The organism is Streptomyces sp. NPDC039423 (genome assembly GCF_055598725.1).
In genome coordinates this window covers 1121225-1143192 of the sequence record NZ_JBVKAH010000001.1, presented here as the reverse complement: position 1 = coordinate 1143192, position 21968 = coordinate 1121225, and the positions used below count along the sequence as shown (strand labels likewise).

23 protein-coding genes and 1 pseudogene are annotated in these 21968 nt (G+C 72.8%); 9 read left to right on the top strand and 15 right to left on the bottom strand.

Annotation, left to right across the window (positions count from 1 at the left end; translation table 11 throughout):
• The first annotated feature begins 39 nt into the window (after positions 1-39).
• The 5 genes and pseudogenes from ACZ7LK_RS05105 to ACZ7LK_RS05085 all read left to right on the top strand — a co-directional run bounded on the left by ACZ7LK_RS05105 (position 40) and on the right by ACZ7LK_RS05085 (position 3743).
• Complete coding sequence (locus tag ACZ7LK_RS05105) at positions 40-1002, top strand: hypothetical protein (protein ID WP_471138419.1); 963 nt, start codon at positions 40-42, stop codon at positions 1000-1002.
• A complete protein-coding gene (locus ACZ7LK_RS05100) occupies positions 999-2249 on the top strand; it encodes a sensor histidine kinase (RefSeq protein WP_471138417.1) in 1251 nt (416 codons plus the stop codon). Before ACZ7LK_RS05105 ends, ACZ7LK_RS05100 begins: the two co-directional genes overlap by 4 nt.
• Positions 2204-2911, top strand: a complete 708-nt coding sequence (locus tag ACZ7LK_RS05095) for a response regulator transcription factor (protein WP_471138415.1) — start codon at positions 2204-2206, stop codon at positions 2909-2911. The genes ACZ7LK_RS05100 and ACZ7LK_RS05095 overlap by 46 nt, the downstream gene beginning before the upstream one ends.
• A gap of 94 nt (positions 2912-3005) precedes the next feature.
• Positions 3006-3227, top strand: a pseudogene (locus ACZ7LK_RS05090) (penicillin-binding transpeptidase domain-containing protein); the annotation flags it as partial.
• A gap of 138 nt (positions 3228-3365) precedes the next feature.
• Positions 3366-3743, top strand: coding sequence for a hypothetical protein (locus ACZ7LK_RS05085; protein ID WP_392276428.1), 378 nt, complete (start codon positions 3366-3368; stop codon positions 3741-3743).
• A gap of 21 nt (positions 3744-3764) precedes the next feature.
• On the opposite strand, the gene ACZ7LK_RS05080 is transcribed toward ACZ7LK_RS05085, so the two are convergent.
• On the bottom strand, positions 3765-5876 hold the full coding sequence (locus ACZ7LK_RS05080) for a cellulase family glycosylhydrolase (protein WP_471138413.1): 2112 nt from the start codon (positions 5874-5876) through the stop codon (positions 3765-3767).
• A 285-nt stretch (positions 5877-6161) separates the two neighbouring features.
• Between ACZ7LK_RS05080 and ACZ7LK_RS05075 the strand changes: the two genes are divergently transcribed.
• The 3 genes from ACZ7LK_RS05075 (at position 6162) to ACZ7LK_RS05065 (ending at position 9176) form a co-directional block, all read left to right on the top strand.
• Positions 6162-6971 (top strand): NAD-dependent epimerase/dehydratase family protein, encoded by an 810-nt coding sequence (locus tag ACZ7LK_RS05075; RefSeq protein WP_392276331.1) that lies wholly within the window; start codon positions 6162-6164, stop codon positions 6969-6971.
• Between the two features lie 118 nt (positions 6972-7089).
• Positions 7090-8301, top strand: a complete 1212-nt coding sequence (locus ACZ7LK_RS05070; protein WP_469464249.1) for a TerD family protein — start codon at positions 7090-7092, stop codon at positions 8299-8301.
• Positions 8302-8408: 107 nt separating this feature from the next.
• On the top strand, positions 8409-9176 hold the full coding sequence (locus ACZ7LK_RS05065; protein ID WP_469464248.1) for an SDR family NAD(P)-dependent oxidoreductase: 768 nt from the start codon (positions 8409-8411) through the stop codon (positions 9174-9176).
• A 290-nt stretch (positions 9177-9466) separates the two neighbouring features.
• On the opposite strand, the gene ACZ7LK_RS05060 is transcribed toward ACZ7LK_RS05065, so the two are convergent.
• A complete protein-coding gene (locus ACZ7LK_RS05060) occupies positions 9467-10927 on the bottom strand; it encodes a hypothetical protein (protein ID WP_392276328.1) in 1461 nt (486 codons plus the stop codon).
• Between the two features lie 198 nt (positions 10928-11125).
• Here ACZ7LK_RS05060 and ACZ7LK_RS05055 point away from each other — a divergent pair, with 198 nt between their 5' ends.
• Positions 11126-12994: an endonuclease/exonuclease/phosphatase family protein gene (locus ACZ7LK_RS05055; RefSeq protein WP_471138410.1), complete on the top strand. Its 1869-nt coding sequence runs from the start codon at positions 11126-11128 to the stop codon at positions 12992-12994.
• 79 nt (positions 12995-13073) lie between these two features.
• On the opposite strand, the gene ACZ7LK_RS05050 is transcribed toward ACZ7LK_RS05055, so the two are convergent.
• From ACZ7LK_RS05050 to sufD, 13 genes are all read right to left on the bottom strand, one after another.
• The gene (locus ACZ7LK_RS05050; protein WP_392276326.1) at positions 13074-13355 is read right to left on the bottom strand and encodes a DUF4235 domain-containing protein; all 282 of its coding nucleotides are present in this window, start codon (positions 13353-13355) and stop codon (positions 13074-13076) included.
• An 8-nt stretch (positions 13356-13363) separates the two neighbouring features.
• Positions 13364-13621 carry a DUF3618 domain-containing protein gene (locus ACZ7LK_RS05045; RefSeq protein ID WP_392276325.1) on the bottom strand — a complete coding sequence of 86 codons (258 nt, stop codon included), beginning with the start codon at positions 13619-13621 and terminating at the stop codon, positions 13364-13366.
• A complete protein-coding gene (locus ACZ7LK_RS05040; protein WP_392276324.1) occupies positions 13618-14007 on the bottom strand; it encodes a phage holin family protein in 390 nt (129 codons plus the stop codon). Before ACZ7LK_RS05040 ends, ACZ7LK_RS05045 begins: the two co-directional genes overlap by 4 nt.
• Positions 14008-14233: 226 nt before the next feature.
• Positions 14234-14440 (bottom strand): hypothetical protein, encoded by a 207-nt coding sequence (locus tag ACZ7LK_RS05035; protein ID WP_392276323.1) that lies wholly within the window; start codon positions 14438-14440, stop codon positions 14234-14236.
• Between the two features lie 91 nt (positions 14441-14531).
• Positions 14532-15515, bottom strand: a complete 984-nt coding sequence (gene dapD / locus ACZ7LK_RS05030) for a 2,3,4,5-tetrahydropyridine-2,6-dicarboxylate N-succinyltransferase (protein WP_392276322.1) — start codon at positions 15513-15515, stop codon at positions 14532-14534.
• A gap of 100 nt (positions 15516-15615) precedes the next feature.
• Complete coding sequence (locus tag ACZ7LK_RS05025; protein WP_471138406.1) at positions 15616-16629, bottom strand: hypothetical protein; 1014 nt, start codon at positions 16627-16629, stop codon at positions 15616-15618.
• Positions 16622-17239, bottom strand: a complete 618-nt coding sequence (locus tag ACZ7LK_RS05020) for an RNA polymerase sigma factor (RefSeq protein ID WP_469464244.1) — start codon at positions 17237-17239, stop codon at positions 16622-16624. The genes ACZ7LK_RS05025 and ACZ7LK_RS05020 overlap by 8 nt, the downstream gene beginning before the upstream one ends.
• Positions 17240-17496: 257 nt before the next feature.
• Positions 17497-17835, bottom strand: a complete 339-nt coding sequence (locus tag ACZ7LK_RS05015; protein WP_344364780.1) for a metal-sulfur cluster assembly factor — start codon at positions 17833-17835, stop codon at positions 17497-17499.
• Complete coding sequence (sufU, locus tag ACZ7LK_RS05010) at positions 17832-18296, bottom strand: Fe-S cluster assembly sulfur transfer protein SufU (RefSeq protein WP_392276319.1); 465 nt, start codon at positions 18294-18296, stop codon at positions 17832-17834. Before sufU ends, ACZ7LK_RS05015 begins: the two co-directional genes overlap by 4 nt.
• Positions 18297-18304: 8 nt before the next feature.
• A complete protein-coding gene (locus tag ACZ7LK_RS05005; RefSeq protein WP_392276318.1) occupies positions 18305-19561 on the bottom strand; it encodes a cysteine desulfurase in 1257 nt (418 codons plus the stop codon).
• A complete protein-coding gene (gene sufC, locus ACZ7LK_RS05000; protein ID WP_392276317.1) occupies positions 19558-20322 on the bottom strand; it encodes a Fe-S cluster assembly ATPase SufC in 765 nt (254 codons plus the stop codon). The genes ACZ7LK_RS05005 and sufC overlap by 4 nt, the downstream gene beginning before the upstream one ends.
• A gap of 7 nt (positions 20323-20329) precedes the next feature.
• Complete coding sequence (locus ACZ7LK_RS04995) at positions 20330-20647, bottom strand: non-heme iron oxygenase ferredoxin subunit (protein ID WP_126883593.1); 318 nt, start codon at positions 20645-20647, stop codon at positions 20330-20332.
• Entirely contained in the window at positions 20647-21828 is a 1182-nt protein-coding gene (gene sufD, locus ACZ7LK_RS04990) for a Fe-S cluster assembly protein SufD (RefSeq protein WP_471138402.1), read from the bottom strand. The genes ACZ7LK_RS04995 and sufD overlap by 1 nt, the downstream gene beginning before the upstream one ends.
• Positions 21829-21968: the final 140 nt, after the last annotated feature.

Genomic DNA, 21968 nt, shown 5'->3' with positions numbered 1-21968 from the left:
ATGAGGCGCGGGACCGGGCGCGGGCGGGAGCGTAGGGGCATGACAACGACCTCGTCCGCCCTCACCGGCACGACCCGGCCCGGCCCGGCGCGCCGGGTGCTGCGTGCCCTCGCCATCACCTCGTGCGTCCCCTACGTCTCGCTCAAGATCGCGTGGGTGGCCGGCAGCCGTGTCGGTATTCCGGACGGCAGCGTGCTGCTGAGGGACACGGGCCTGATGGCGGCGGTCAATCTGGTGACCGTGCTGATGGACGCGGCCGTGGTCGTCCTCGCGCTGCTGTTCACCCAGCGCTGGGGTCTGCGCGTGAAGGCGTGGCTGTCGGCCTTCCCGATGTGGGCGGCGACCGGGCTGCTCGGGCCGATCATGGTGGGCTTCCCCGCCCAGTTGGCGGCCGGACAGGACACCGGCGGCCCCAAGGAGCCGTTCCTCGACGAATGGGTCTTCGCCCTCGTCTACAGCGGGTTCATCGTTCAGGGACTCACGCTCGGCGCGCTGTTCGTGCTGTACGCCCGGGACCGCTGGAGCCGGGTGTGGCGGGGCAGGGTCGGTGAGCTGTCCCCGTCGCTGTTCCCGCCCGTCGTCCGGGTGACCGCCGTGGCGGCCTCGGTGCTCCTGCTGGTGCCGTCGGCGCTGCACGTCCTGTGGCTCGCCGGCTCGACCCGTGGGTTGCCGGCGGGGCGGATCGCGGAACGCGGCAGCGACTTCCACGTCCTGGAGGGCGTACGTCTGCTTTTCGTGGCCGCCGCGGTGTCGGGTGTGCTGATGCTGGTGTTCCGCCTGGGGCGTGCACTGCCCCTGAAGGCGCCGCTGGCGCTCGCCTGGACCGGCTCGGGCGGGGTGGGCTGCTGGGGTGGCTGGCTGCTGCTCACCGCCGTGATGCCGCAGAGCGATCCCGCCAAGGAGCCCACGGTGGCCATGGAGCTGGCCTACGCTGGCGAAATGATCACGGGGATGCTGCTGGGCGCCTGCGTGGCCGTCCTGCTGCGGCGGCGCACGGCGTGAGAGCACTGGGCAGGGCGCTGCTGGGGCGGCGCGCGCGACTGCGGTGGGTCCATCTGGTCGTGGGCGGCGCGCTGTTGATGCCGTACTGGCTGCTGGGCACGCTCGTCGTCGCGCCTCTCGTGGGGGCGGGCGGGCTGTTCTCCGGCTCCCTCGCGGTGCAGTTCGGAGCGTACGGGTCGGCCCTGCCGCTCGCCGCCGTGACGGCGCTGTTCCCGCTGGCCCGGCCCATGTCGGTGGCGGTGGCGCGGACGCTGTGCGGGGTTCCGGCGGAGCAGTTCGCGGACGGGCCGGCGCATTCCCGGGAGGCGCGGGTGCGCACGGCCGGCTGGTTCACGCTGCACGTGGGGCTCGGCGGGCTGGTCAGCGGGGCGTCGCTGGCGCTGCCGCCGTTCGCGGTGACGGTGATGGCGCTGCCGTTCTCGGCCGGGCTGCGGGAGTCGGCGTTCGGGCGGTTCTGGGCGCTGGACCAGCGGTGGCTGGTGTACGGCGGGGTGCCCGCGGGGCTCGCGATGCTGGTCGCCCTCGCGGCGGCGTCCGCCGGGGCCGGGGCGCTGCTGGCCCGGCAGGCGCCGCCGCTGCTGGGGCCGACGCCCTCGGACCGGCTGGCGGCGGCGGAGCGGCGCGCCGCCGAACTGGCCGTACGCAATCGCCTCGCCCGGGAGCTGCACGACTCGGTGGGGCACGCGCTGAGCGCGGTCACGCTCCAGGCGGGCGCGGCACGCACGGTGCTCGACAGCGACCCGGCGTTCGTACGGGAGGCGCTGGCGGCCATCGAGGAGACGACGCGCCGCACGGTCGGTGAACTGGACGCGGTGCTGGGCCTGTTGCGGCAGGGCGAGGACGACGGGGAGCTGCCGGGGCGGCCGGGCCTGGAGGCGCTGGACACCTTGCTGTCGGCGGCCGGCCGGCATGTGTCGCTGACCGTCAGGGGCGGTGACGTGGCCGGCGTACCGGAGGCGGTGTCCCGCGAGGCGTACCGGATCGTCCAGGAGGGGCTGACCAACGCGGCCCGGCACGCGGGCGCCGAGCCGGTGTCGGTGACCATCGAGCGGTACGAGGACGAGTTGGAGATCACCGTGGAGAACCCCCTGCCCGCCCGGCCCCCGGTGGCCCGCCCCGGCGGCGGCCGCGGTCTGCGGGGCATCGGCGAACGGGCCCGCCTGCTGGGCGGCACCGCCGAGGCCCGCCCGGTGGACGGCGTATGGCGGCTGGCCGCGCGTCTGCCGCTGAGGGAGGCCGTCCGGTGATCCGGATCGTCCTGGCGGACGACGAGCGGATGGTGCGTACCGCCCTGCGGGTCATCCTGGACGCCGAGCCGGACCTGGAGGTGGCCGGCGAGGCGTCGACCGGCGCCGAGGCGGTGTCCGTGGTGCGCGAGCTGCGGCCGGACGTCGTCCTGATGGACGTGCGGATGCCCGGGACCGACGGGATCCGCGCCACCGAGCGGATCCTGGCCTCCCTGCCCGAGCCGCACCCCCGGATCGTGGTGGTGACGACGTTCGAGAACGACAGCTACGTGTACGACGCGCTGCGCGCCGGGGCCGCGGGGTTCCTGCTGAAGCGGTCGGCGGCGGAGGACCTCGTGGCCGCGGTCCGGCTGGTCGCCCGCAGCGACTCGCTGCTGTACCCGGCGGCCCTGCGGGGCCTGGCGGCCGAGTACGCGCGCCGCCGCCCGGCGTCCGCCCCGCCCTGGGTGGCGCGGCTGACCGAGCGGGAGGCGGAGGTGCTGCGGCTGATGACGACGGGCCTGACCAACGCGGAGATCGCCCGGCGGATGGGGGTCGGCCCGGCGACGGTGAAGACGCATGTGGCGGCGGTGCTGGCCAAGACGGGGGCGCGGGACCGTACGCAGGCGGTGATCGCGGCGTACGAATCGGGGTTCATCACCGCGGCCGGCTCCCGTGGATGAACGTTTCCCTGGCGGAGAAGTTCGGCTTCGACGACGCCGAGCAGGACGTGCCGGTGCGCACCTACCCGAGCGTCTACCCCTCCGGCATGGACAGGGCGCGGAGGTCGGCGGCAGGACGGGCACGGCGCAGCGCGGTGTCGACAACAGCGGGAAGCCGTACGCCTGGTTCACCTCGTACGCCAGGGACGCGGACACCGGCGAGGAGGTCGCGGTCGCGGTGCTGATCGAGGACGCCGCGGCCCGGCGGGCGGAGGTCAGCGGCAACGGGCTGGCCGCGCCGGTGGCCCGGAAGATGATGGCGGCGGCGCTGCGGTAGCCGGCGCCCGGACGGACCCGGGCGCGCGGGGGCCGGCGGCCGCACGGTATGCAGGTCCTTCCCGTACCCCTGTGCGTAGGAGGACCATCCGTGCGACCGCCGCCCCGTCTGCTCCCCCGTTCCCCGTCCGGCTGGACGATGGCGGTCTTCGGGCTGCTGGCCGCCGCCCTGGGCGCGGTGGGCCTGATCGCCCCGGACGCGCTGCTGACGGTCATGGGCTTCGGGCCCGTACCGGACGCCCGGCGCGCGGACGGGGACCACACGCTGCTGTTCCTGACCGCCTCCTCGATGGCGGCGGTCAACATGGGCGTCTACTACGTGCTGGCGGCGCTGTCCGACTGGAAGGCGTTCTTCCGCTGGACGGTTCCCTTCCGCCTCCTCACCTGTGCGGTGTTCACGCTGGCGGTCGTCTCCGGCCGCGCCCCGGCCGGGTTCCTGGGCGTGGGCCTGTGGGAGGGCCTGGGGGCGGTGGTGACGGGGCTGGCGCTGCGGTACGAGCGTCCGCGCGCCGGGTGACGGCCCCGCGGGAGGGGGCCGTCAGGAGCCGGCCGGTGGTGCGCCCCAGACGAGGGCGGTGCCGGTGTACGCGGGGACGGCCGGGGCGTCGGCGTACGCGGCCGGTGCCGAACGGCTGTGGTCGTCGGTCTCGTCGAAGGCGGACCAGTCGGCCTTGCTCATCCGGAGCTGGATGTCACCGGTGTCCCGCCCGGCCGCCAGGGAGCCGCCGGTGAACGCCACCTCCAGGTAGGCGTCCGCCCCCGCGGCCGGCGGGACGAGGGGCACGACCCGCAGCCGTACCCGGTCGCAGCCCACCGCCGCGTAGTCGCACCAGGCGTTGACCGAGGGCGACCCGCCGTCACGGGTGAAGTAGTACCGCGCGGACACGGTGCCCAGGTCGAGCGCGGAGGCACCGGTGTTGACCACCTGGAGCCCGGGCCGGACGGCGTTGTCCGTCGCCGACCCGTCGTTGTTCCGGTAGCGGACCTTCACCGCGCCCGGCGGGCCGTCGCCCGGTCCGGTCGTCGTCACGTCCAGCACGGGCGAGGGCGCCGACACATTGCCCGCCGCGTCCCGGGCGCGCACCGACCAGCGGTAGGGGGTCGCGGGGGCGAGCCCGGTGTCGGTGTACGTGGTGGCGGTCACCGGCGCCGTGTTCACCCGGACCGCGCCCCGGTACACGTCGTAGCCGGTCACCGCCACGTCGTCGGTCGCCGCCGTCCAGGACAGCGAGACGCTGGTGGCGGTCCTCGCCGTGCTGGTCAGGCCGGTCGGGGCGGTGGGCGCGGTGGTGTCCGCCGGGCCGCCGGGACCTCCGTACACCTGGCGCACGCTGATGCCCGTGGTGCTTCCGGCGCCGCCCAGCGGGACCTCGTGGTCGAGGCCGACGAACCGGCCGCCGTGCTGCCACAGGGCGGGTTTCAGCAGGGCGTACTTCCGCTCGTCCCAGGTCGCCCAGTCGTCGAGCAGCAGGCCGCCGGTGTCACCGGAGTTGGGGTTGAGGCACCAGAAGGTGTGGTGGAGGCGGTGCTCGGTGATGAGGTCGCGCAGCGCGGTCATCCACTTCTCGTTGGGGCCGCCGTCGAGGAAGCCGCCCCATTCACCGATGAGGAGCGGGGCCTTGTTCTCCTTGTGCAGGTAGAGCCAGTTGGGGTCCCAGACGTCCCGTTCGAGGGTCGTGCGGTTCCAGTCCCCGGTGAACCAGGGCTGGGCGAAGACCAGCGGCCCGTAGTCGTGCGGCGAGTAGACGAGCTGGGCGCCGAGGTCGACGGGGTGGTCGCGGACGCCGCGCAGATTGCCGCCCCACCAGGTGGAGTGGTAGTCGGCGGGGTCGGTGGACGTCCAGCCCGCGCCCGCCCTGGGGTACACCTCGGTGCCCTCGCACAGCACCAGCACCCGTGGGTTGACGGCGAGGATGCGGCGGCCGGCGGTCTCACAGGCGTGCCGGAAGTCGTCCTGGTCGCCGGAGCCGTCCCACTTGGCGCGCGGTGTCTCGTTGGCCCTGCCGTGCGGCTCGTTCTTGACGTCCATCGCGACGATGGTGTCGTCGTTCCGGTAGCGGGCGGTCACCCATTCCCAGGCGGTGTAGAAGTGCTCGGGCGTGAGGGCGCCCTTCCACCAGACCGGGTGCACGTGGCCGGAGTTGTCGGCCTCGGCGCTGTGCACGTCGAGCATGACCTTGATGCCGTACCGCTTGCACAGGGCGAGCCAGAAGTCGAAGACCTCCAGTGAGGTCTTCCCGGCGATCTCCGGGTTGGCCTGCGCGTTGACGTTCGGGACGGTCGCCCGGCCGTCCCTCCACTCCAGCAGCAGTTGCGTCGAGATCGGTACGCGGACGATGTTGATGCCCCGGGCGGCCATGGACGCGGTGATCCGGGTGATGTTGCCGGACCACAGGCCGTGGAAGACCCGCTCGGAGGCGTTGAAGCCGAACCAGTTGGTGCCGGTGAGCCGCACCTCGTCGCCGTTGGCGTCGACGATCCGGTTGCCCCGGGTGTGCAGCCAGTCGTCGCCCGGGGCGGCCGCCCCAAAGGTGGTGGCCGGGGCGGAGGCGGCGGCCGGGGTGCCGGCTGCCAGTAAGACGGCGGTCAGCACCGCGGCGACCAGCGCCCGGACGCGGCGGAGCCTGCTCGCTGTTCGTGACGGTCCCACTGTGTGCCCTTCTGACGAGGGAAGTGTGGGAGCGCTCCCAAGTCGTGTCGTGTTCATCAAGCCAGGCCCCACCGGAGCTGTCAACCTCCCCGGCTGACGCGGGACGGTCCCCACCGGCCCGGGCCCGGCGGCAGCGGACGGAAAACCGCAACTCAGGGGCGAGGCCGCGTCGTTGCCGCCACACTTGACGGTGTCCGGTCCCCGCGTGCGCGTGGCGCACACGGACAGGAGCCGGACCGGAACCCCTCGGCCCGTTCGCACGGCCGCCCCCCAGGAGGCCCGCCCATGCCCGCTCCCCGCACGCTCCTGCTCACCGGAGGCGCCGGCGGCCTCGGCACCCTGATGCGGGGGCTGCTGCCGGCGTACGGCTACGAGCTGCGCCTCTTCGACGCCACCCCCATCGAGGGCGAACCCGGCGCGGTCGCCGCCGACCTCGCCGACAAGGAGGCCCTGCGCGAGGCCGTACGGGGCGTCGACGCGATCGTGCACCTGGCGGGCATCTCCCTGGAGGCGTCCTTCGACAAGCTGCTGCGCGCCAACATCGAGGGCACGTACAACCTCTACGAGGCCGCCCGCGCCGAGGGCGTGGGCCGGATCCTGTTCGCGTCCAGCAACCACGCCGTCGGGTTCACCCCGCGCCCCCGCGAGGGCGACCCGCTGATCCCGGTCGACACCCCCCGCCGCCCCGACACGTACTACGGGCTGTCCAAATGCTTCGGCGAGGACCTGGCCCAGCTCTACTGGGACCTCCACGGCGTCGAGACCGTCTCCGTACGGATCGGTGCCTGCTGCATGGAACCCACCTCGGTGCGGATGCTGTCGGTCTGGCTGAGCCCCGGCGACTGCGCCCGCCTCTTCCACGCCGCCCTCACCGCCGAGGACGTCCGGCACACCGTGGTCCACGGCTCGTCCGCCAACACCCGTCTGTGGTGGGACCTCTCCTCCGCCCGCGCCCTGGGCTACGAACCGCAGGACGACTCCGAGCAGTACGCCCCCGGGCTGATCGCTGAGCAGGGCGAGCTGGACGACGCCAACCCCGACCACGCCCACCTCGGCGGCCACTTCTGTACGCGGCCGCCCCGCTGGCCCTACTGATGTCCGGGCGCCCGCGCGGGTGATGTCCGGGCGCCCGCTCGGCCCCGCGCGGACAGGCCCGTAACCGGAGTGGCCCAAGGTAAGGGAACGGCAAAGCCGCCCCGCTCGTTACCCCGGCATGACAGCTATGACCCCCGGCTCGAACATCCCGCTTCCCGTCACCCGCGTGGTGGTGGACGTCGCCGCGCCCGTGCGGCTCGACGTATCGGGCCTGCTGCTCACCGCCGACGGCAAGGTGCGCTCCGACGACGACTTCATCTTCTACAACCAGCCGTCCGGCCCCGGTGTGACGTACCGGTCCGGCGGCGGCACGGCGCCCGATGCGATCATCGTGGACACCGCCGCCGTCCCGCCCGGCATCGAGAAGATCGTCGTCACCGCCAGCCCGGACGCCGCCGGGCAGACGTTCCAGGGCGTCGAACCCACCGCCACGATCCGCGGCGCGGACGACGGCACCGTCCTCGCCACCTTCACCCCGCCGCGGCTGGGCACGGAGACGGCGCTGGTCGTGGTCGAGGTCTACCTCCGCAACGGCGCCTGGAAGGCCCGCGCCGTGGGCCAGGGCTACGCCGACGGGCTGGCCGGCATCGCCACCGACTTCGGCGTCTCGGTCGACGAGGAGCCCGCACAGGCCGCGCCCGCCCCCGCCCCGGCTCCCGCCGCCCCCGTGACCCCCGCCCCGGTGGCACCCGCGCCCGCCGCCGCGCCGCCCGCTCCCCCGGCTCCCCCGGCTCCGCCCGCCGCGTCCACCGGGAAGATCAACCTGGACAAGGGCCGGGTCAACCTCCAGAAGAACCAGACCGTGTCCCTGGTCAAGGGCGGCCGCCCCCTGCTCTCCCAGGTCAAGATGGGCCTCGGCTGGGAGCCCGCCTTCCGGGGCAAGGACATCGACCTGGACGCCTCCGTCATCGCGTACGGGCCCCAGCGCAACCATCTGGACAGCTGCTACTTCGGCAAGCTGACCATCCTGAACGGCGCCGTCAAGCACTCCGGCGACAACCTCACCGGCGAGGGGGCCGGCGACGACGAGGTGATCGTCGTCGACCTGGGCAGGCTGCCCGCGGACGCCACCGGCCTGGTGTTCACCGTCAACTCCTTCTCCGGCCAGAAGTTCACCGAGGTCGCCAAGGCGTACTGCCGGCTGATGGACGCGGCGACCGGCGAGGAACTGGTCCGCTTCGACCTGACCACCGCCGAGCCGCAGACCGGCGTGATGATGGCCAAGCTCATCAAGCAGTTCTCCGGCGAGTGGGAGATGACGGCGATGGGCGAGTTCGTGAAGTCGCGGACCGTGCGCGGCATGGTCAAGCCGGCGGCGCAGGCCCTGTAGGACCACCCCCGCCCCTCCCGACCCGGGCGGGCCCCGGTCCGGCCGGCCTCACCGGACGGGCGGCGGCCCACGCCCGGCCCCCGGCACCCCCGAAAGGCGTTCGCCCCATGTCCCTCCCCGCCACCGGCCGTCGCGTCCTCGTCACCGGCGCCTCCCGGGGCCTCGGCCGCGCGGTCGCCCGTGCCTTCGCGGAGAACGGCGACCGGGTCGCCGTGCACTACGGCTCGCGCGCCGACGAGGCCCGCGCCACGCTCGGCGCCCTCCCGGGCACGGGCCACGCCCTGGTCGGCGGCGACCTCGCGGACCCCTCGGAGGCGGCGCGTGTCGCCGACGCCGCCGCCTCGGCGCTCGGCGGCCTGGACGTCCTCGTCAACAATGCGGCCGTCAACACCCGTCACCCGCTCCCCGAGACGCCGTACGAGGAGTGGGTGACGGTCTGGCAACGGCACGTCGCCGTCAACCTGCTGGCCACCGCGAACCTGAGCCACCTGGCCGGGCGCCGCATGATGGACCAGGGCACGGGCGGACGGATCGTCAACATCGGTTCGCGCGGCGCGTTCCGGGGCGAGCCGGACCACCCCGCCTACGGCGCGACCAAGGCGGCCGTCCACGCCCTGGGCCAGTCCCTGGCGGTCTCCCTCGCCCCGTACGGCATCGCCGTCGCGTCGGTCGCGCCCGGGTTCTTCGCCACGGAACGCGTCGGCCCCCGGCTGGCCGGCCCCGAGGGCGACGCCATCCGGGCGCAGAGCCCCTTCGGACGGGTCGGCACGCCCGAGGAGATCGCGGCGGCGGTGCTGTGGCTCGCCTCGCCCGCGGCGGAGTGGTCCTCCGGCACGGTCCTCGACGTCAACGGCGCCTCCCACCTCCGCACCTGACCGCACCGCGCCGGCGCCTCGCCCCGCCGTTGTGGGCAGTCGTTCCGCCGGTGCCTCGCCCCACCCCGCGCTCCGGCTGCCCCGTTGTGGGCAGTCGTTCCGCAGGGCGATGGGGGTCCCCCCTGCTCGAGCGAAGCCGAGAGCTTGGGGGAGGGTGGGCACAACGGAACCCGGGCGGCACCCTCTCCCGGTCCCCCCGGGGCGGCGCGCTTCCCGGTGCGCCCACGTGCGGGCGGGACGGGGCAACCACCGGTACGGGGCGGGGCCACGGCCCCACCCCGCGCCGGGCGTCAGGCGCCGGGCCGGGAGCGGGCCTTGAACGCGGCCTTGCGGGCGTCCTTCGCCGCCGCCTTGTCCCCGTGCAGCCGCCCCATCGCCTCCAGCACGTCCGCCGTGGCCGGGTGCTCCACCCGCCACACGGCGTCGAAGAACCCGCTGTGCCGGCTCGTCAGGCCCTCGACAAGCTCCCGCAGCTCCTCCAGGTCCCCGCCGCCCACCGCGTCCAGTTGCGCCGCGATCGTGTCGATGGCCAGCCAGAAGACCATGGACTCCGGCGGCGCGGGCACGTCCGCCGCGCCCCGCTCCGCCAGCCAGACCCGGGCGAGGCCGCCGAGTTCGGGGTCGTCGAGAACCTCGCGGACCGCCGGTTCCGCCCCGGCGCCCACGAGGGTCAGCGCCTGCTGGCAGTGGAGCCGCCGCAGGGGCGAGCCGGCGTCCGCGCCCCGGGCCGCCGCGAGCAGCTCGCGCGCCGCCGGGAGCGCCTCGCGACGGGCCAGCCACGCCTGCGTCTCGGCCCGCGCCGCGGCCTGCGGGTAGTGGGCCACCCCGTCGAGCAGCACGTCCGCGCCCTTGTCGGCGAGGTCGCCGACCGCGGGGGCGTCCACGCCCGCCTCGAGCATCCGGGCGCGGACGCCGTACAGCCCGAGCGGGGTCAGCCGCACCATGCCGTACCGTGTCACGTCCTCGTCGTCGCCCATGGAGGCGGGCTCCTCGCCCTCCTCGGCCATCAGCGCCTCGTCGACGGGCTGGTACTCAACGAGCCCGACGGGCTCCAGCACCCGGAACTGGTCGTCCAGCCGCATCATGGCGTCCGACACCTGCTCCAGCACGTCGTCGGTGGGTTCGCCCATGTCGTCGGGGACGATCATCGACGCGGCGAGCGCCGGCAGCGGCACCGGCGCATCCCCGGAGCCGCCCTCGGCGACGGTCAGGAGGTACAGGTTGGCGAGGACGCCGTCGAGGAACTCCGCCTCGTGCTGCGGGTCCCAGTCCAGTGCGTCGAGGTCGAGGTCGCCGTCCTCGCCGAGCGCGTCGGCGAGGTCGTCGAGCAGCGGCGCGGTGGCGTCGGCGAACGCGGTGTCCAGGGCGTCCAGCCACAGCGCCAGGACGTCCTGGGGCGCCCCGCCGGTGACGAGCGCGAGCTGTCCGCCCGCCTCGACGGCCCCGCCCTCGCCGCCCTCCTCGTCCTCCTGGGGGTCGTCGGCCACCACGAGTCCGGTGTCGACGGCGACCCGCCACGCCTCGCTGGCGTAGGCGGCGCCGTCGTCGTCGGGACCCAGCCCGAGCGCCTCGGCGGCGGCCGGGAGCTGCTCCTCGACGAGTTCGCCGCCGGGGCCCACCCGGGTGTCGGGACCGGCCCAGCGGGCGAGCCGGACGGCCCGGGCCAGCAGCGGGGCGCCGAGCGCGTCCCGGGCCAGTTCCGCGTCCGAGGGCAGCCGCACCGGCGGCAGGGTGGGGCGATCCGACGACATCAGCGGTTTCTCCTCGGCACGTACGTGGGGGGTCGGGCGGCCCCCAGCGTAGACGTATTCGGCCCCCCGCCCGGCAGTTCATGTACCGGTCAAGGCCCGTCCACCCGCGAACCCTTGACAAGTACCGGCCCCAGACCAGAGATTGACGCGCGTAGAGCTACCGCTCAGTACCTCCCACGAACCCATCGGAGCCTTGTGATGCCTTCCTCCCTGCCGAGAGCCGCGCGGAGAACCCCGTCGACCTCGCCGCGCCCCGTCGCCGTCTCGGCCGTGGTCGCCGCCGCCCTGGCCGCGGGCCTGCTCGCCACGGGTTCGGCCACCGCCGCCGGCACGGCCGACGCGGTGCGCGTCCACGACATCCAGGGCACCACCCGCATATCCCCGCTCGCCGGGCAGCAGGTCAGTGGGGTGTCCGGCATCGTCATCGGCGTCCGTACGTACGGTTCGCGCGGTTTCTGGATCCAGGACCCGCAGGCCGATGAGGACCCGGCCACCAGCGAGGGCGTGTTCGTCTACACCGGCTCCGCCCCGACCGTCGCCGTCGGCGACGCGGTCACCGTGTCCGGCACGGTCACCGAGTACGTCCCCGGCGGCACGTCGTCCGGGAACCAGTCGCTCACCCAGATCACCAAGCCCACCGTCACGGTCGTCTCCTCCGGCAACGCGCTGCCCGCGCCCACCGTCCTGACGGCTCGTTCCGTACCCTCCGCGTACACCCCCGAGGGCGACCCGGCGGCCGGCGGCTCGATCAACGGCCTGACGCTCCAGCCGGGCCGTTACGCCCTGGACTACTTCGAGTCCCTGGAGGGCACGAACGTCCGCATCGGCTCCTCGCGGGTCGTCGGCGCGACCGACCCGTACAACGAGCTGTGGGTGACGGTCAAGCCGCACGAGAACGACAACCGCCGCGGCGGCACGGTCTACGGTTCGTACACCTCGCAGAACACCGGCCGCCTCCAGGTCCAGTCGCTCACCCCGGTCGCCGAGCGGCCGTTCCCCAAGGCGAACGTGGGCGACTGGCTGACCGGCACCACCGAAGGCCCGCTGGACTTCAACCAGTTCGGCGGCTACACCCTCACCGCCCGCACCCTGGGCACCCCGGCCGACCGGGGCCTGGAGCGTGAGCGGACCGAGCGGCAGCACCGCGGTGAGCTGGCGGTGGCCACGTACAACGTCGAGAACCTCGACCCGACCGACCCGCAGGAGAAGTTCGACGCCCTGGCCAAGGCCGTGGTGGAGAACCTGTCCTCGCCGGACGTCGTGGCCCTGGAGGAGATCCAGGACAACAACGGCGCCAAGAACGACGGCACGGTCGCCGCCGACGAGACGCTGAAGAAGTTCACGGACGCGATCGTCGCGGCCGGCGGCCCCGCGTACGCGTGGCGGTCCGTCGACCCGGTGAACAACAAGGACGGCGGCGAGCCTGGCGGCAACATCCGCCAGGTGTTCCTCTTCAACCCCGAGCGCGTGTCGTTCACCGACCGCGCGGGCGGCGACGCGACCACGGCGACCGGTGTCGTACGGGAGAAGGGCCGGGCGGCCCTGACCCACTCCCCCGGCCGGATCGACCCGGCGAACACCGCGTGGGACAACAGCCGCAAGCCGCTGGCGGGCGAGTTCACCTTCCGGGGCCGCACGGTCTTCGTCATCGCGAACCACTTCGGTTCCAAGGGCGGTGACGAATCGATCGTCTCGCACCACCAGCCGCCGAACCGTTCCTCCGAGGTCAAGCGCCTCCAGCAGGCCCAGGCCGTGAACACCTTCGTCAAGGACCTCCTGGAGGTGCAGCGCACCGCCGACGTCGTCGTCCTCGGCGACATCAACGACTTCGAGTTCTCCGGGACGACGAAGGCCCTGACGGACGGGGGCGCGCTGCACGCGGCGGTCACCTCGCTGCCGCGCAGCGAGCGCTACTCGTACGTGTACCAGGGCAACAGCCAGGTGCTGGACCAGATCCTGACCAGCCCCTCGATCCGGCGCTTCGAGTACGACAGCGTGCACATCAACGCCGAGTTCGCCGACCAGGACAGCGACCACGACCCGCAGGTGCTGCGCTTCCGCCCGTAGGGGCCGCCGGGCGTCCGGGCCCGCTCCGGTCACGCGCCCGCGCTGAGGCTCAGCGCGGGCGCGTGCCGTCGGCCGGGTGTCAGCCCGGCCAGGTGCCGGTCAGCCGGCGGACGCCGACCGCGCCGCCGCGGTCCACCGCCGCCTTGACCACCGCGAAGATCGCCCCTTCCAGGGCGGCGGCCAGCAGGATCTCCTTCCACCGGCGTTCCTCGTCCATCGCGTCCGGGGCGTCGCCGTCGCCGACGGCCGCCCACGCACGGGAGAACAGTGAGCTGGCCACGGCACCACTGGCCATGCCGAGGAGGATGCCCACCGGCCGGTAGAGCAGCTTCTGCTTGCGCTTCTTCTTCTGTTTCGCCATTCCCGTCCTCATCCCCACTTTCCAGTGCGCCGAAGCTGCCACAGCACCACGCCCGCGACCACCACCGCGGCGACCGCGGCGAGGATCGTGCGCGAGTTCTCCCGGACCGGCTCCGGGGTCTTCTCGTGCACCAGGTGCGCGGCGCGCGCCTTCACGTCCGTCTTGGCCATCAGCTGGTCGATGGTCTCGCCCAGTTCCTGCCGCTTGCGTGCCGCCTGGAGGCGGAGTTCGTCAGGGCCCGGGGTGTGGTGCGTGTCCCGTGTCATCGGTGGACCCTCTCCTTGATCTCGTGGACGTCCGAACGCACACCGTCGATCGCTCGCTCCGGCTTGGGCGGCACCGCCCGTTTCAGCTGGCCGCGGCCCAGCACGGCGAGCACCCCGGCGATCGCCAGGAACAGGACGGTCGCGATGAGCACCGCGAGCCAGACATCGAGCACGACGGCCAGCGCGGCGGCCACGGTGGCCCACACGCCGATGAGCCCGACGTAGCCGACGGCCGCGGCGGCCCCCAGCATCCCGCCACCCTTGCCCGCTCGTTTCCCCTTCTGCATCATTTCGGCCTGCGCGGTGCGCATCTCGGTCTTCACCAGGTCGGAGAGCTGCTCAGACGCCTGCTTCACCAGCTCGCCGACCGACGGTTCTCCGGCCACGCGGATCGCCTCCCATCTCGTACGGGAAGGTCCGGGTACCCCGTCGTACCGTCCCGGAACCGACCGATGCTTCAGCAACCCTTACCCTCGAAGGTGATGACCTCTAAGCAGACCTGTACGGTCGGTGCTGGACGCGGGCCCGGTCCGTGAACCGCCCGCAGCCCGCCGACCGGGAGGCGGTCGACGGGCTGCGGGCGGCGTACGAGGAAACGGGGCGGGGAACCGCTCAGGAGCCGACGACCTCGTTGTGGCCGAGGACGGCGACGTGCTCCAGCACGTCCTCCATGGGGTCGTCGATCTGGCCGATCGACACCAGCGTGAGGTGGTGGCCGGTGCCCGAGGCGCGGCCGGACTCGTCGGCGTGGGCGACGCCGGACGGCACCAGCGCCGCCAGCGCGAGCACGACCGGAACGATGAGTCTGCGGGTTGTCATATGAGCCGTCCCTCGCCTTGCCGATGGGTGTGACCGTGTACGACCTGCTTATCCACCCGGCCGGCGGAAAGGTCACGCACGATCACACGAATCAGTTGTGGCTGTGGAGGATGTCGTTCAGGCCGCCCCACACCGCGTTGTTCGGCCGGGCCTCGACGGTGCCGGTGACCGAGTTGCGGCGGAAGAGGATGTGGGAGGCGCCGGACAGCTCGCGGGCCTTGACGATCTGCCCGTCGGGCATCGTGACGCGCGTACCGGCGGTGATGTAGAGGCCCGCCTCGACGACGCACTCGTCGCCCAGGGCGATGCCGACGCCCGCCTCGGCGCCGATCAGGCAGCGCTCACCGACGGAGATGATGACGTTGCCGCCGCCGGAGAGGGTGCCCATGGTGGAGGCGCCGCCGCCGATGTCGGAGCCGTCGCCGATGACGACGCCCGCGGAGATGCGGCCCTCGACCATCGAGGTGCCGAGCGTGCCGGCGTTGAAGTTCACGAAGCCCTCGTGCATCACGGTGGTCCCGGCGGCGAGGTGCGCGCCGAGCCGCACGCGGTCGGCGTCGGCGATGCGGACGCCCTTGGGGGCGACGTAGTCCGTCATGCGGGGGAACTTGTCGACGCTGGTCACCTGGAGGTGCAGGCCCTCGGCGCGGGCGTTGAGCCTGACCTTCTCCACGTCGTCGACGGCGACGGGACCGAGGGAGGTCCAGGCGACGTTGGCGAGCAGCCCGAAGATCCCGTCCAGGTTCTGCCCGTGCGGCTTGACGAGCCGGTGGCTGAGCAGGTGCAGGCGCAGGTAGGCGTCGTGGGCGTCGAGCGGCTTGTCGTCGAGCGAGGCGATGACGGTGCGCACGGCGACGACCTCGACGCCGCGGCGGGCGTCGACGCCGAGGGCCTTGGCGGCGCCCTCGCCGAGGAGGTCGACGGCCTGGTCGGAGGTGAGCCGCTCGGTCCCCGCGGGCCCGGGCCCGTCGACGAGCTCGGGAGCCGGGAACCAGGTGTCGAGAACGGTGCCGTCGCCGGCGATGGTGGCAAGGCCGGCGGCGACGGCGCCGGTGGTACGGGGTGCAGAAGTCATGCCAGAAACCTAACCGGCCGCCCGCCGCCCGGGCCAACCGGTCTCACCTCCCGGTCGCCGCCCCGCACCCCCGTGCCGGGGCGGCGACCGGAGCGGCGGTTCAGGGACGCGTGCCGGGCGCGTCGACGACCTCGGTCGTGACGCGCATGGCGGTGGCCAGCACGGTGCCCTTGGTCACGAAGGGGCCACCGGACTTCTTGCCGCCGACGTAGTAGCCGATCCCGGCCACGAGCCGGAATCCCCGGAATGCCTGGGTCCGGGGATCGAACAGCACCTCGAAGGTGTTCCGCTCGTAGGAGTAGTCGCGGTAGTTGCCTTCGACTCCCAGCGCCATGAGGGTCTCCCTCCCGTCCGGCACGACCGTGGACGTCAGCTTCGCGCCCGGTAGCTCTCCGGCGGTCCGGATCAGCAGCTTCCCCTTCTCCTCCGGCATGCTGGGCGTCACCGCCAGCACTTCCGCGATCTCCTCGAAGTCGCGCTGCGCCTGGGTCAGACGCCACGCGCTGGACACCCGGCTGGGGATGGACCGCTTGCGGATCAGGCGGAGGGCGCCGTCGGTGTCGTCCGGCAGGTCCTCCACCAAGGCGTCCGCCTGCCGGGGAGTGAGGGTGTGACCATTGCCCGTCCCTCCGTACGTGGCGCCCGTGCGGGTCTGCGGAGGAGGCGTCTCGGCGCCCATCCGCTCGTCGAATCCGTCGTACCGGGTCCAGTCCTCGTCGGTGCGGGACCGCAGGCTGCCCAGGTCACAGGGCCTTCCCTGCGTGAAGTAGAGGTTGAAGCCGAGCATCTCCATGCCCCGGCCGCCGCTTCCCCCGGCCTCGCAGTTCACCATCCGCCACTCGGTCTTGCGGTAGATCCACTGGTCCGCCCGCGGCTTGGCCGCCGGCGCCGCCGGCGCCGCCGGCTCGTGACCGGCCGGGAGCAGCGTGGCGAGCGTCGCCACCGCGGTGACCGCCGCCGCGGCGCCCGCCACCGCGAGCCGCCACCCGCCCCAAAGGCGCCGCCGGGGACGGGCGGCCTCGTCGAGGAGGCGGGCGTGGCCCGGGGCGAGGCGGGCCCGGTCGGGCGTCGGGGCGTCCGCGCGGAAGTCCTGGAGCGTCCGCATCTCATCCATGGGTGACCTCCGTGGTGAAGTCGTGTACGAGGGTGGGGTCGCTGTCGCCGAGGGCGGACCGGACCTTCTTGCGCGCCCGGTTGAGCCGGGAGCGGACCGTGCCGACCGGGATGGAGAGGGCCTCGGCGACCTCCTGGTACGTGAGGTCCGCCCAGGCGACCAGCAGCAGCACGTGCCGGTCGCCGCCCGACAGGGACGCGAGGGCGCCGGCCAGGGGGCCGTGGGCGGCCTGGGCGGTGAGCCGGTCGTCGGCGTGGTCGACCCAGGACTCGGCGACCGGGTCGTGCCCGGTGCGGGCCAGCGCGTTCAGGGCGCGGACCTCGGTGCGGCGCTGTTTGCCGATCAGGTTGGCGGCGATGCCGTAGAGCCAGGGGCGGGCGTTGGCGCGGGCCGGGTCGTAGCGGGCGCGGCCGCGGAACGCGGCGAGGAACGTGTCGGCCGTGATGTCGTCGGCGGCCGCGTCGCCCAGCCGCCGGGCGGCGTACCGGTGGATGTCGGCGGCGTACCGGTGGTACAGCTCGGCGAAGGCCTCGGGGCGGTCGAGGGAGCGTGTCACGACGGCCGAGTCGTCATGGGCGTCGTCGTGGTGGGCGTCCGGCGGTCCGGTCACGGGGTCTCCGTCTGCGGCGGGTGTGGTCACACCCGCTGTTCCCCGCAGGCCGGGTGGGGGTTCACGCGAGCGGCCGGCCCGGCGTTCCGGGGCGGCGAGGGGGGAGTTCGTAGGCCGGCTCGACGCCGGTGCGTCCGCCGGCCGGCCGCTCCCCGATCGGGTACGGGGAGACGTACGGAGAGACGGCCATGCCCTCCGCCCAAGCTCTTCGAGCAGGGGGAGGGCATGGCCGTCGCAGCCGGACGGTACCGGTGGTCTCAGACGTTGAAGCCGAGCGCGCGGAGCTGCTCGCGGCCGTCGTCCGTGATCTTGTCCGGGCCCCACGGCGGCATCCAGACCCAGTTGATCTTCAGCTCGTTGACGATGCCGTCCGTCGCGGCCTTCGCCTGGTCCTCGATCACGTCGGTCAGCGGGCAGGCCGCCGACGTCAGCGTCATGTCCAGGGTCGCGATGTTGGAGTCGTCGATGTGGATGCCGTAGATGAGGCCGAGGTTGACGACGTCGATGCCCAGCTCGGGGTCGACGACGTCGTACAGCGCCTCGCGGACCTCCTCCTCGGACGCGGGCTTCATCTGGGCCGTCTGGTTCTCGCTCATGCCGTCTTCCTCTCCGCGCCGTCACCCATCGCCTGGGCGGTCGCGTCCTTCCAGGCCATCCAGCTCAGCAGGGCGCACTTCACCCGGGCCGGGTACTTGGAGACGCCGGCGAACGCGACCGCGTCCTCCAGCACCTCCTCCATCGCGTCGTCGGGCTCGATCCTGCCCTTGGACTGCATCAGCTCCAGGAAGGTGGCCTGGATCCGCTGCGCCTCGGCGAGCTCCTTGCCGACGAGGAGTTCGTTCAGGACGGAGGCGGACGCCTGGCTGATCGAGCAGCCCTGGCCCTCGTACGACACGTCCGCGATCCGCGATCCGTCGTACTTCACGCGCAGCGTGATCTCGTCGCCGCACGTCGGGTTGACGTGGTGCACCTCGGCGTCGCCGTCCCGCAAGCCCCGCCCGTGCGGATGCTTGTAGTGGTCCAGGATGACGTCCTGGTACATCGAATCCAGCTTCACACCCGCTCCTAGCCGAAGAAGTTCCGGACGTGCTCCAGGCCCTCGACCAAGGCGTCGACCTCGGCCGGGGTGGAGTACAGATAGAACGACGCCCGCGTGGTCGCAGGAATTCCGTACCGGAGGCAGACCGGCCGCGCGCAGTGGTGGCCGACCCGGACGGCGATGCCCTGCTCGTCCAGGACCTGGCCCACGTCGTGCGGGTGGATGTCCCCGAGGACGAAGGAGATCGCCGCGCCGCGGTCCTCGGCCGTCACCGGGCCGATGATCCGCAGGTCCGGGACCTCCTGGAGGCGGCGGACCGCGTACTCGGTGATCGCGTGCTCATGGCGCGCGATGTTGTCCATGCCGATGGAGGTGAGGTAGTCCACGGCGGCGCCGAGGCCGACGGCCTGGGCGACCGGGGGCGTGCCCGCCTCGAACTTGTGCGGCGCGGGGGCGTAGGTCGACGAGTTCATCGACACGGTCTCGATCATCTCGCCGCCGCCGAGGAACGGCGGGAGGTCCTCCAGCAGTTCCTGGCGGCCCCACAGGACGCCGATGCCGGTCGGGCCGCACATCTTGTGGCCGGTGAAGGCGACGAAGTCGGCCTGGAGGGCCTGGACGTCCAGCACCATGTGCGGGGCGGCCTGCGAGGCGTCGATCAGCACCAGCGCGCCGACCTCCTGGGCGCGTCGCACTATCGCCTCGACCGGGTTGAGGGTGCCGAGGATGTTGGAGACCAGCACGAAGGAGACGATCTTCGTCTTCTCGGTGATGACCTGGTCGATGTTCGACAGGTCGAGGCGGCCGTCGTCGGTCAGGCCGAACCACTTCAGCTTCGCGCCGGTGCGCTGCGACAGCAGCTGCCACGGAACGATGTTGGAGTGGTGCTCCATCTCCGTGATGACGATCTCGGTCTCGTGGTCGACCCGGTAGGGCTCGTCGGCCCATCCGAGCATGTTGGCGACCAGGTTGAGCGACTCCGAGGCGTTCTTGGTGAAGATCACCTCGTTGCGGCTCGGCGCGTTGATGAAGGCGGCGACCTTGTCGCGCGCCCCCTCGTACAGCGCCGTGGCCTCCTCGGCCAGCACGTGCACGCCGCGGTGCACATTGGCGTTGTGCTGTTCGTAGTACTCACTGAGCACGTCGATGACCTGGCGCGGCGTCTGGGAGGTCGCCGCGTTGTCCAGGTACACGAGCTTCTTGCCGTCGTGGAGCACCCGGTCGAGGATGGGGAAGTCCTTGCGGAGCGCCTCGGTGTCGAGGAGGCCCGGCAGCTGTGTCACGCGGATGCGCCACCCTTCGTGTAGGACTCGTAGCCCTCGGCCTCCAGCTTGTCGGCGAGCTCGGGGCCACCGGACTCGACGATCTTGCCGCCGGCGAAGACATGGACGTGGTCCGGCTTGATGTACCGCAGGATCCGCGTGTAGTGCGTGATCAGCAGGGTGCCGACCTCGCCGGTCTCGCGGACGCGGTTGACGCCCTCGGAGACGATGCGCAGCGCGTCGACGTCCAGGCCGGAGTCGGTCTCGTCGAGGATCGCGACCTTCGGCTTGAGGAGCTCGAGCTGGAGGATCTCGTGCCGCTTCTTCTCACCGCCGGAGAAGCCCTCGTTGACGTTGCGCTCGGCGAAGGCGGGGTCCATGTTGAGGCGCTGCATGGCCTCCTTGACCTCCTTCACCCAGGTGCGGAGCTTGGGGGCCTCGCCGCGGACGGCGGTGGCGGAGGTGCGCAGGAAGTTGCTCACCGAGACGCCGGGGACCTCGACCGGGTACTGCATGGCGAGGAACAGGCCGGCGCGGGCGCGCTCGTCGACGGACATCTCCAGGACGTCCTCGCCGTCGAGGGTGACGGTGCCGCCGGTGATCGTGTACTTGGGGTGACCCGCGAGGGAGTACGCGAGCGTCGACTTGCCGGAGCCGTTGGGGCCCATGATGGCGTGGGTCTCGCCCTGCTTCACGGTCAGGTCGACGCCCTTGAGGATCTCCTTCGTGGCGTTGTCGGCCTCGACGGAGACGTGCAGGTCGCGGATTTCAAGCGTAGCCATGGGTGACTCAGGACTCCTGGGTGACGGAGACGAGCACATCGTCCCCTTCGATCTTGACGGGGTATACGGGGACGGGGCGCGTCGCGGGAAGGCCGGACGGCTTGCCGGTGCGGAGGTCGAAGGCCGACCCGTGCAGCCAGCACTCGATCTGGCAGTCCTCGACCTCGCCCTCCGACAGCGAGACGTTCGCGTGCGAGCAGATGTCGTGGATCGCGAACACCTCGCCCTCGGTCTGGACGACGGAGATGGGCGTGCCGTCGAGTTCCACCCGCTTCGGGGTGTCCTCCTCCAGCTCGCTCAGCCCGCAGGCTCGGACGAAGGGCATCAGAGGGACGCCTCCAGCTCGGCCTCGATCTTGGCGATCAGCCGCTCCTCGACGTCCGGCAGACCGATCTGCTGGACCAGCTCGGCGAAGAAGCCGCGAACGACGAGGCGGCGGGCCTCGGTCTCCGGGATGCCACGGGCCATGAGGTAGAAGAGCTGTTCGTCGTCGAAGCGGCCGGTGGCCGAGGCGTGGCCGGCGCCGGCGATCTCGCCGGTCTCGATCTCCAGGTTCGGCACGGAGTCGACGCGGGCGCCGTCGGTCAGCACCAGGTTGCGGTTCATCTCGTACGTGTCGGTGCCCTCGGCCGCGGCCTGGATGAGGACGTCACCGATCCACACCGCGTGGGCGTTCTCGCCCTGGAGCGCGCCCTTGTAGGCGACGTTCGACGTGCAGTGCGGGGTGTTGTGGTCGACGAGGAGGCGGTGCTCCTGGTGCTGGCCCTTCTCCGTGAAGTACAGGCCGAAGAGCTCGGCCCCGCCGCCGGTGCCGGCGTACCTCACGCGCGGGTGCAGACGCACGACGTCACCGCCGAAGGTGACGACGACCGACTTGAAGGAGGCGTCCCGGCCGACCAGCGCGTTGTGCTGGGCGACGTGGACGGCCTTCTCGTCCCAGTCCTGGATGGAGACGACGGTCAGCTTGGCGCCGTCACCGAGCACGAAGTCGACGTTGGCGGCGAGGACCGCGTCACCGGTGTGGTCGATGACCACGACGGCCTCGGCGAACGCGCCGAGCTCGATCACCTGGTGGCCGAAGGCGGTGCCGCCCTGGCCGTGCACGGAGATCCGGACCGGCTCGGTGAGCACGGTCTCCTTGGGGACGGTGACGACCGAGGCCTTCTCGAAGGCGGAGTACGCCTGGGCGGCTACCCGGTCCACCGGGGTGCCGGCCTTGCCGAGCCGCTCGTCGTCGCGGCCGACGGTCTCGACGGTGACGCCCTCGGGCGCCTCCACCTCGACGCGCACGCCGTCGCCGGTGGCGACCGCGGTGCCGTCGTGCAGCCCGCGGAGCCGCTCCAGCGGCGTGAACCGCCACTCCTCCTCACGGCCGTGCGGGACGGGGAAGTCCGCGACGTCGAAGGAGGGGGGCGCGCTCATGCGGGTCGCGACGGTGGACTCGGCGGCCACCGCGATGGAGCCGGCGGTGGTGGAGCCCACCGGGATGTTCTGGGCCTCAGCCATGGCTGTCGGTCTGCTCGCTTTCTGCGTTCGGTGCGTTCGCTGCCCGCGGGGCGGCTCCGGCCGTCGGCCGGTCGCCCTGCGGGCGGCTCACGGGGCTCACACCGGGTGAGCCGGGGGACGTGATCGACAGGGGCGGGGCG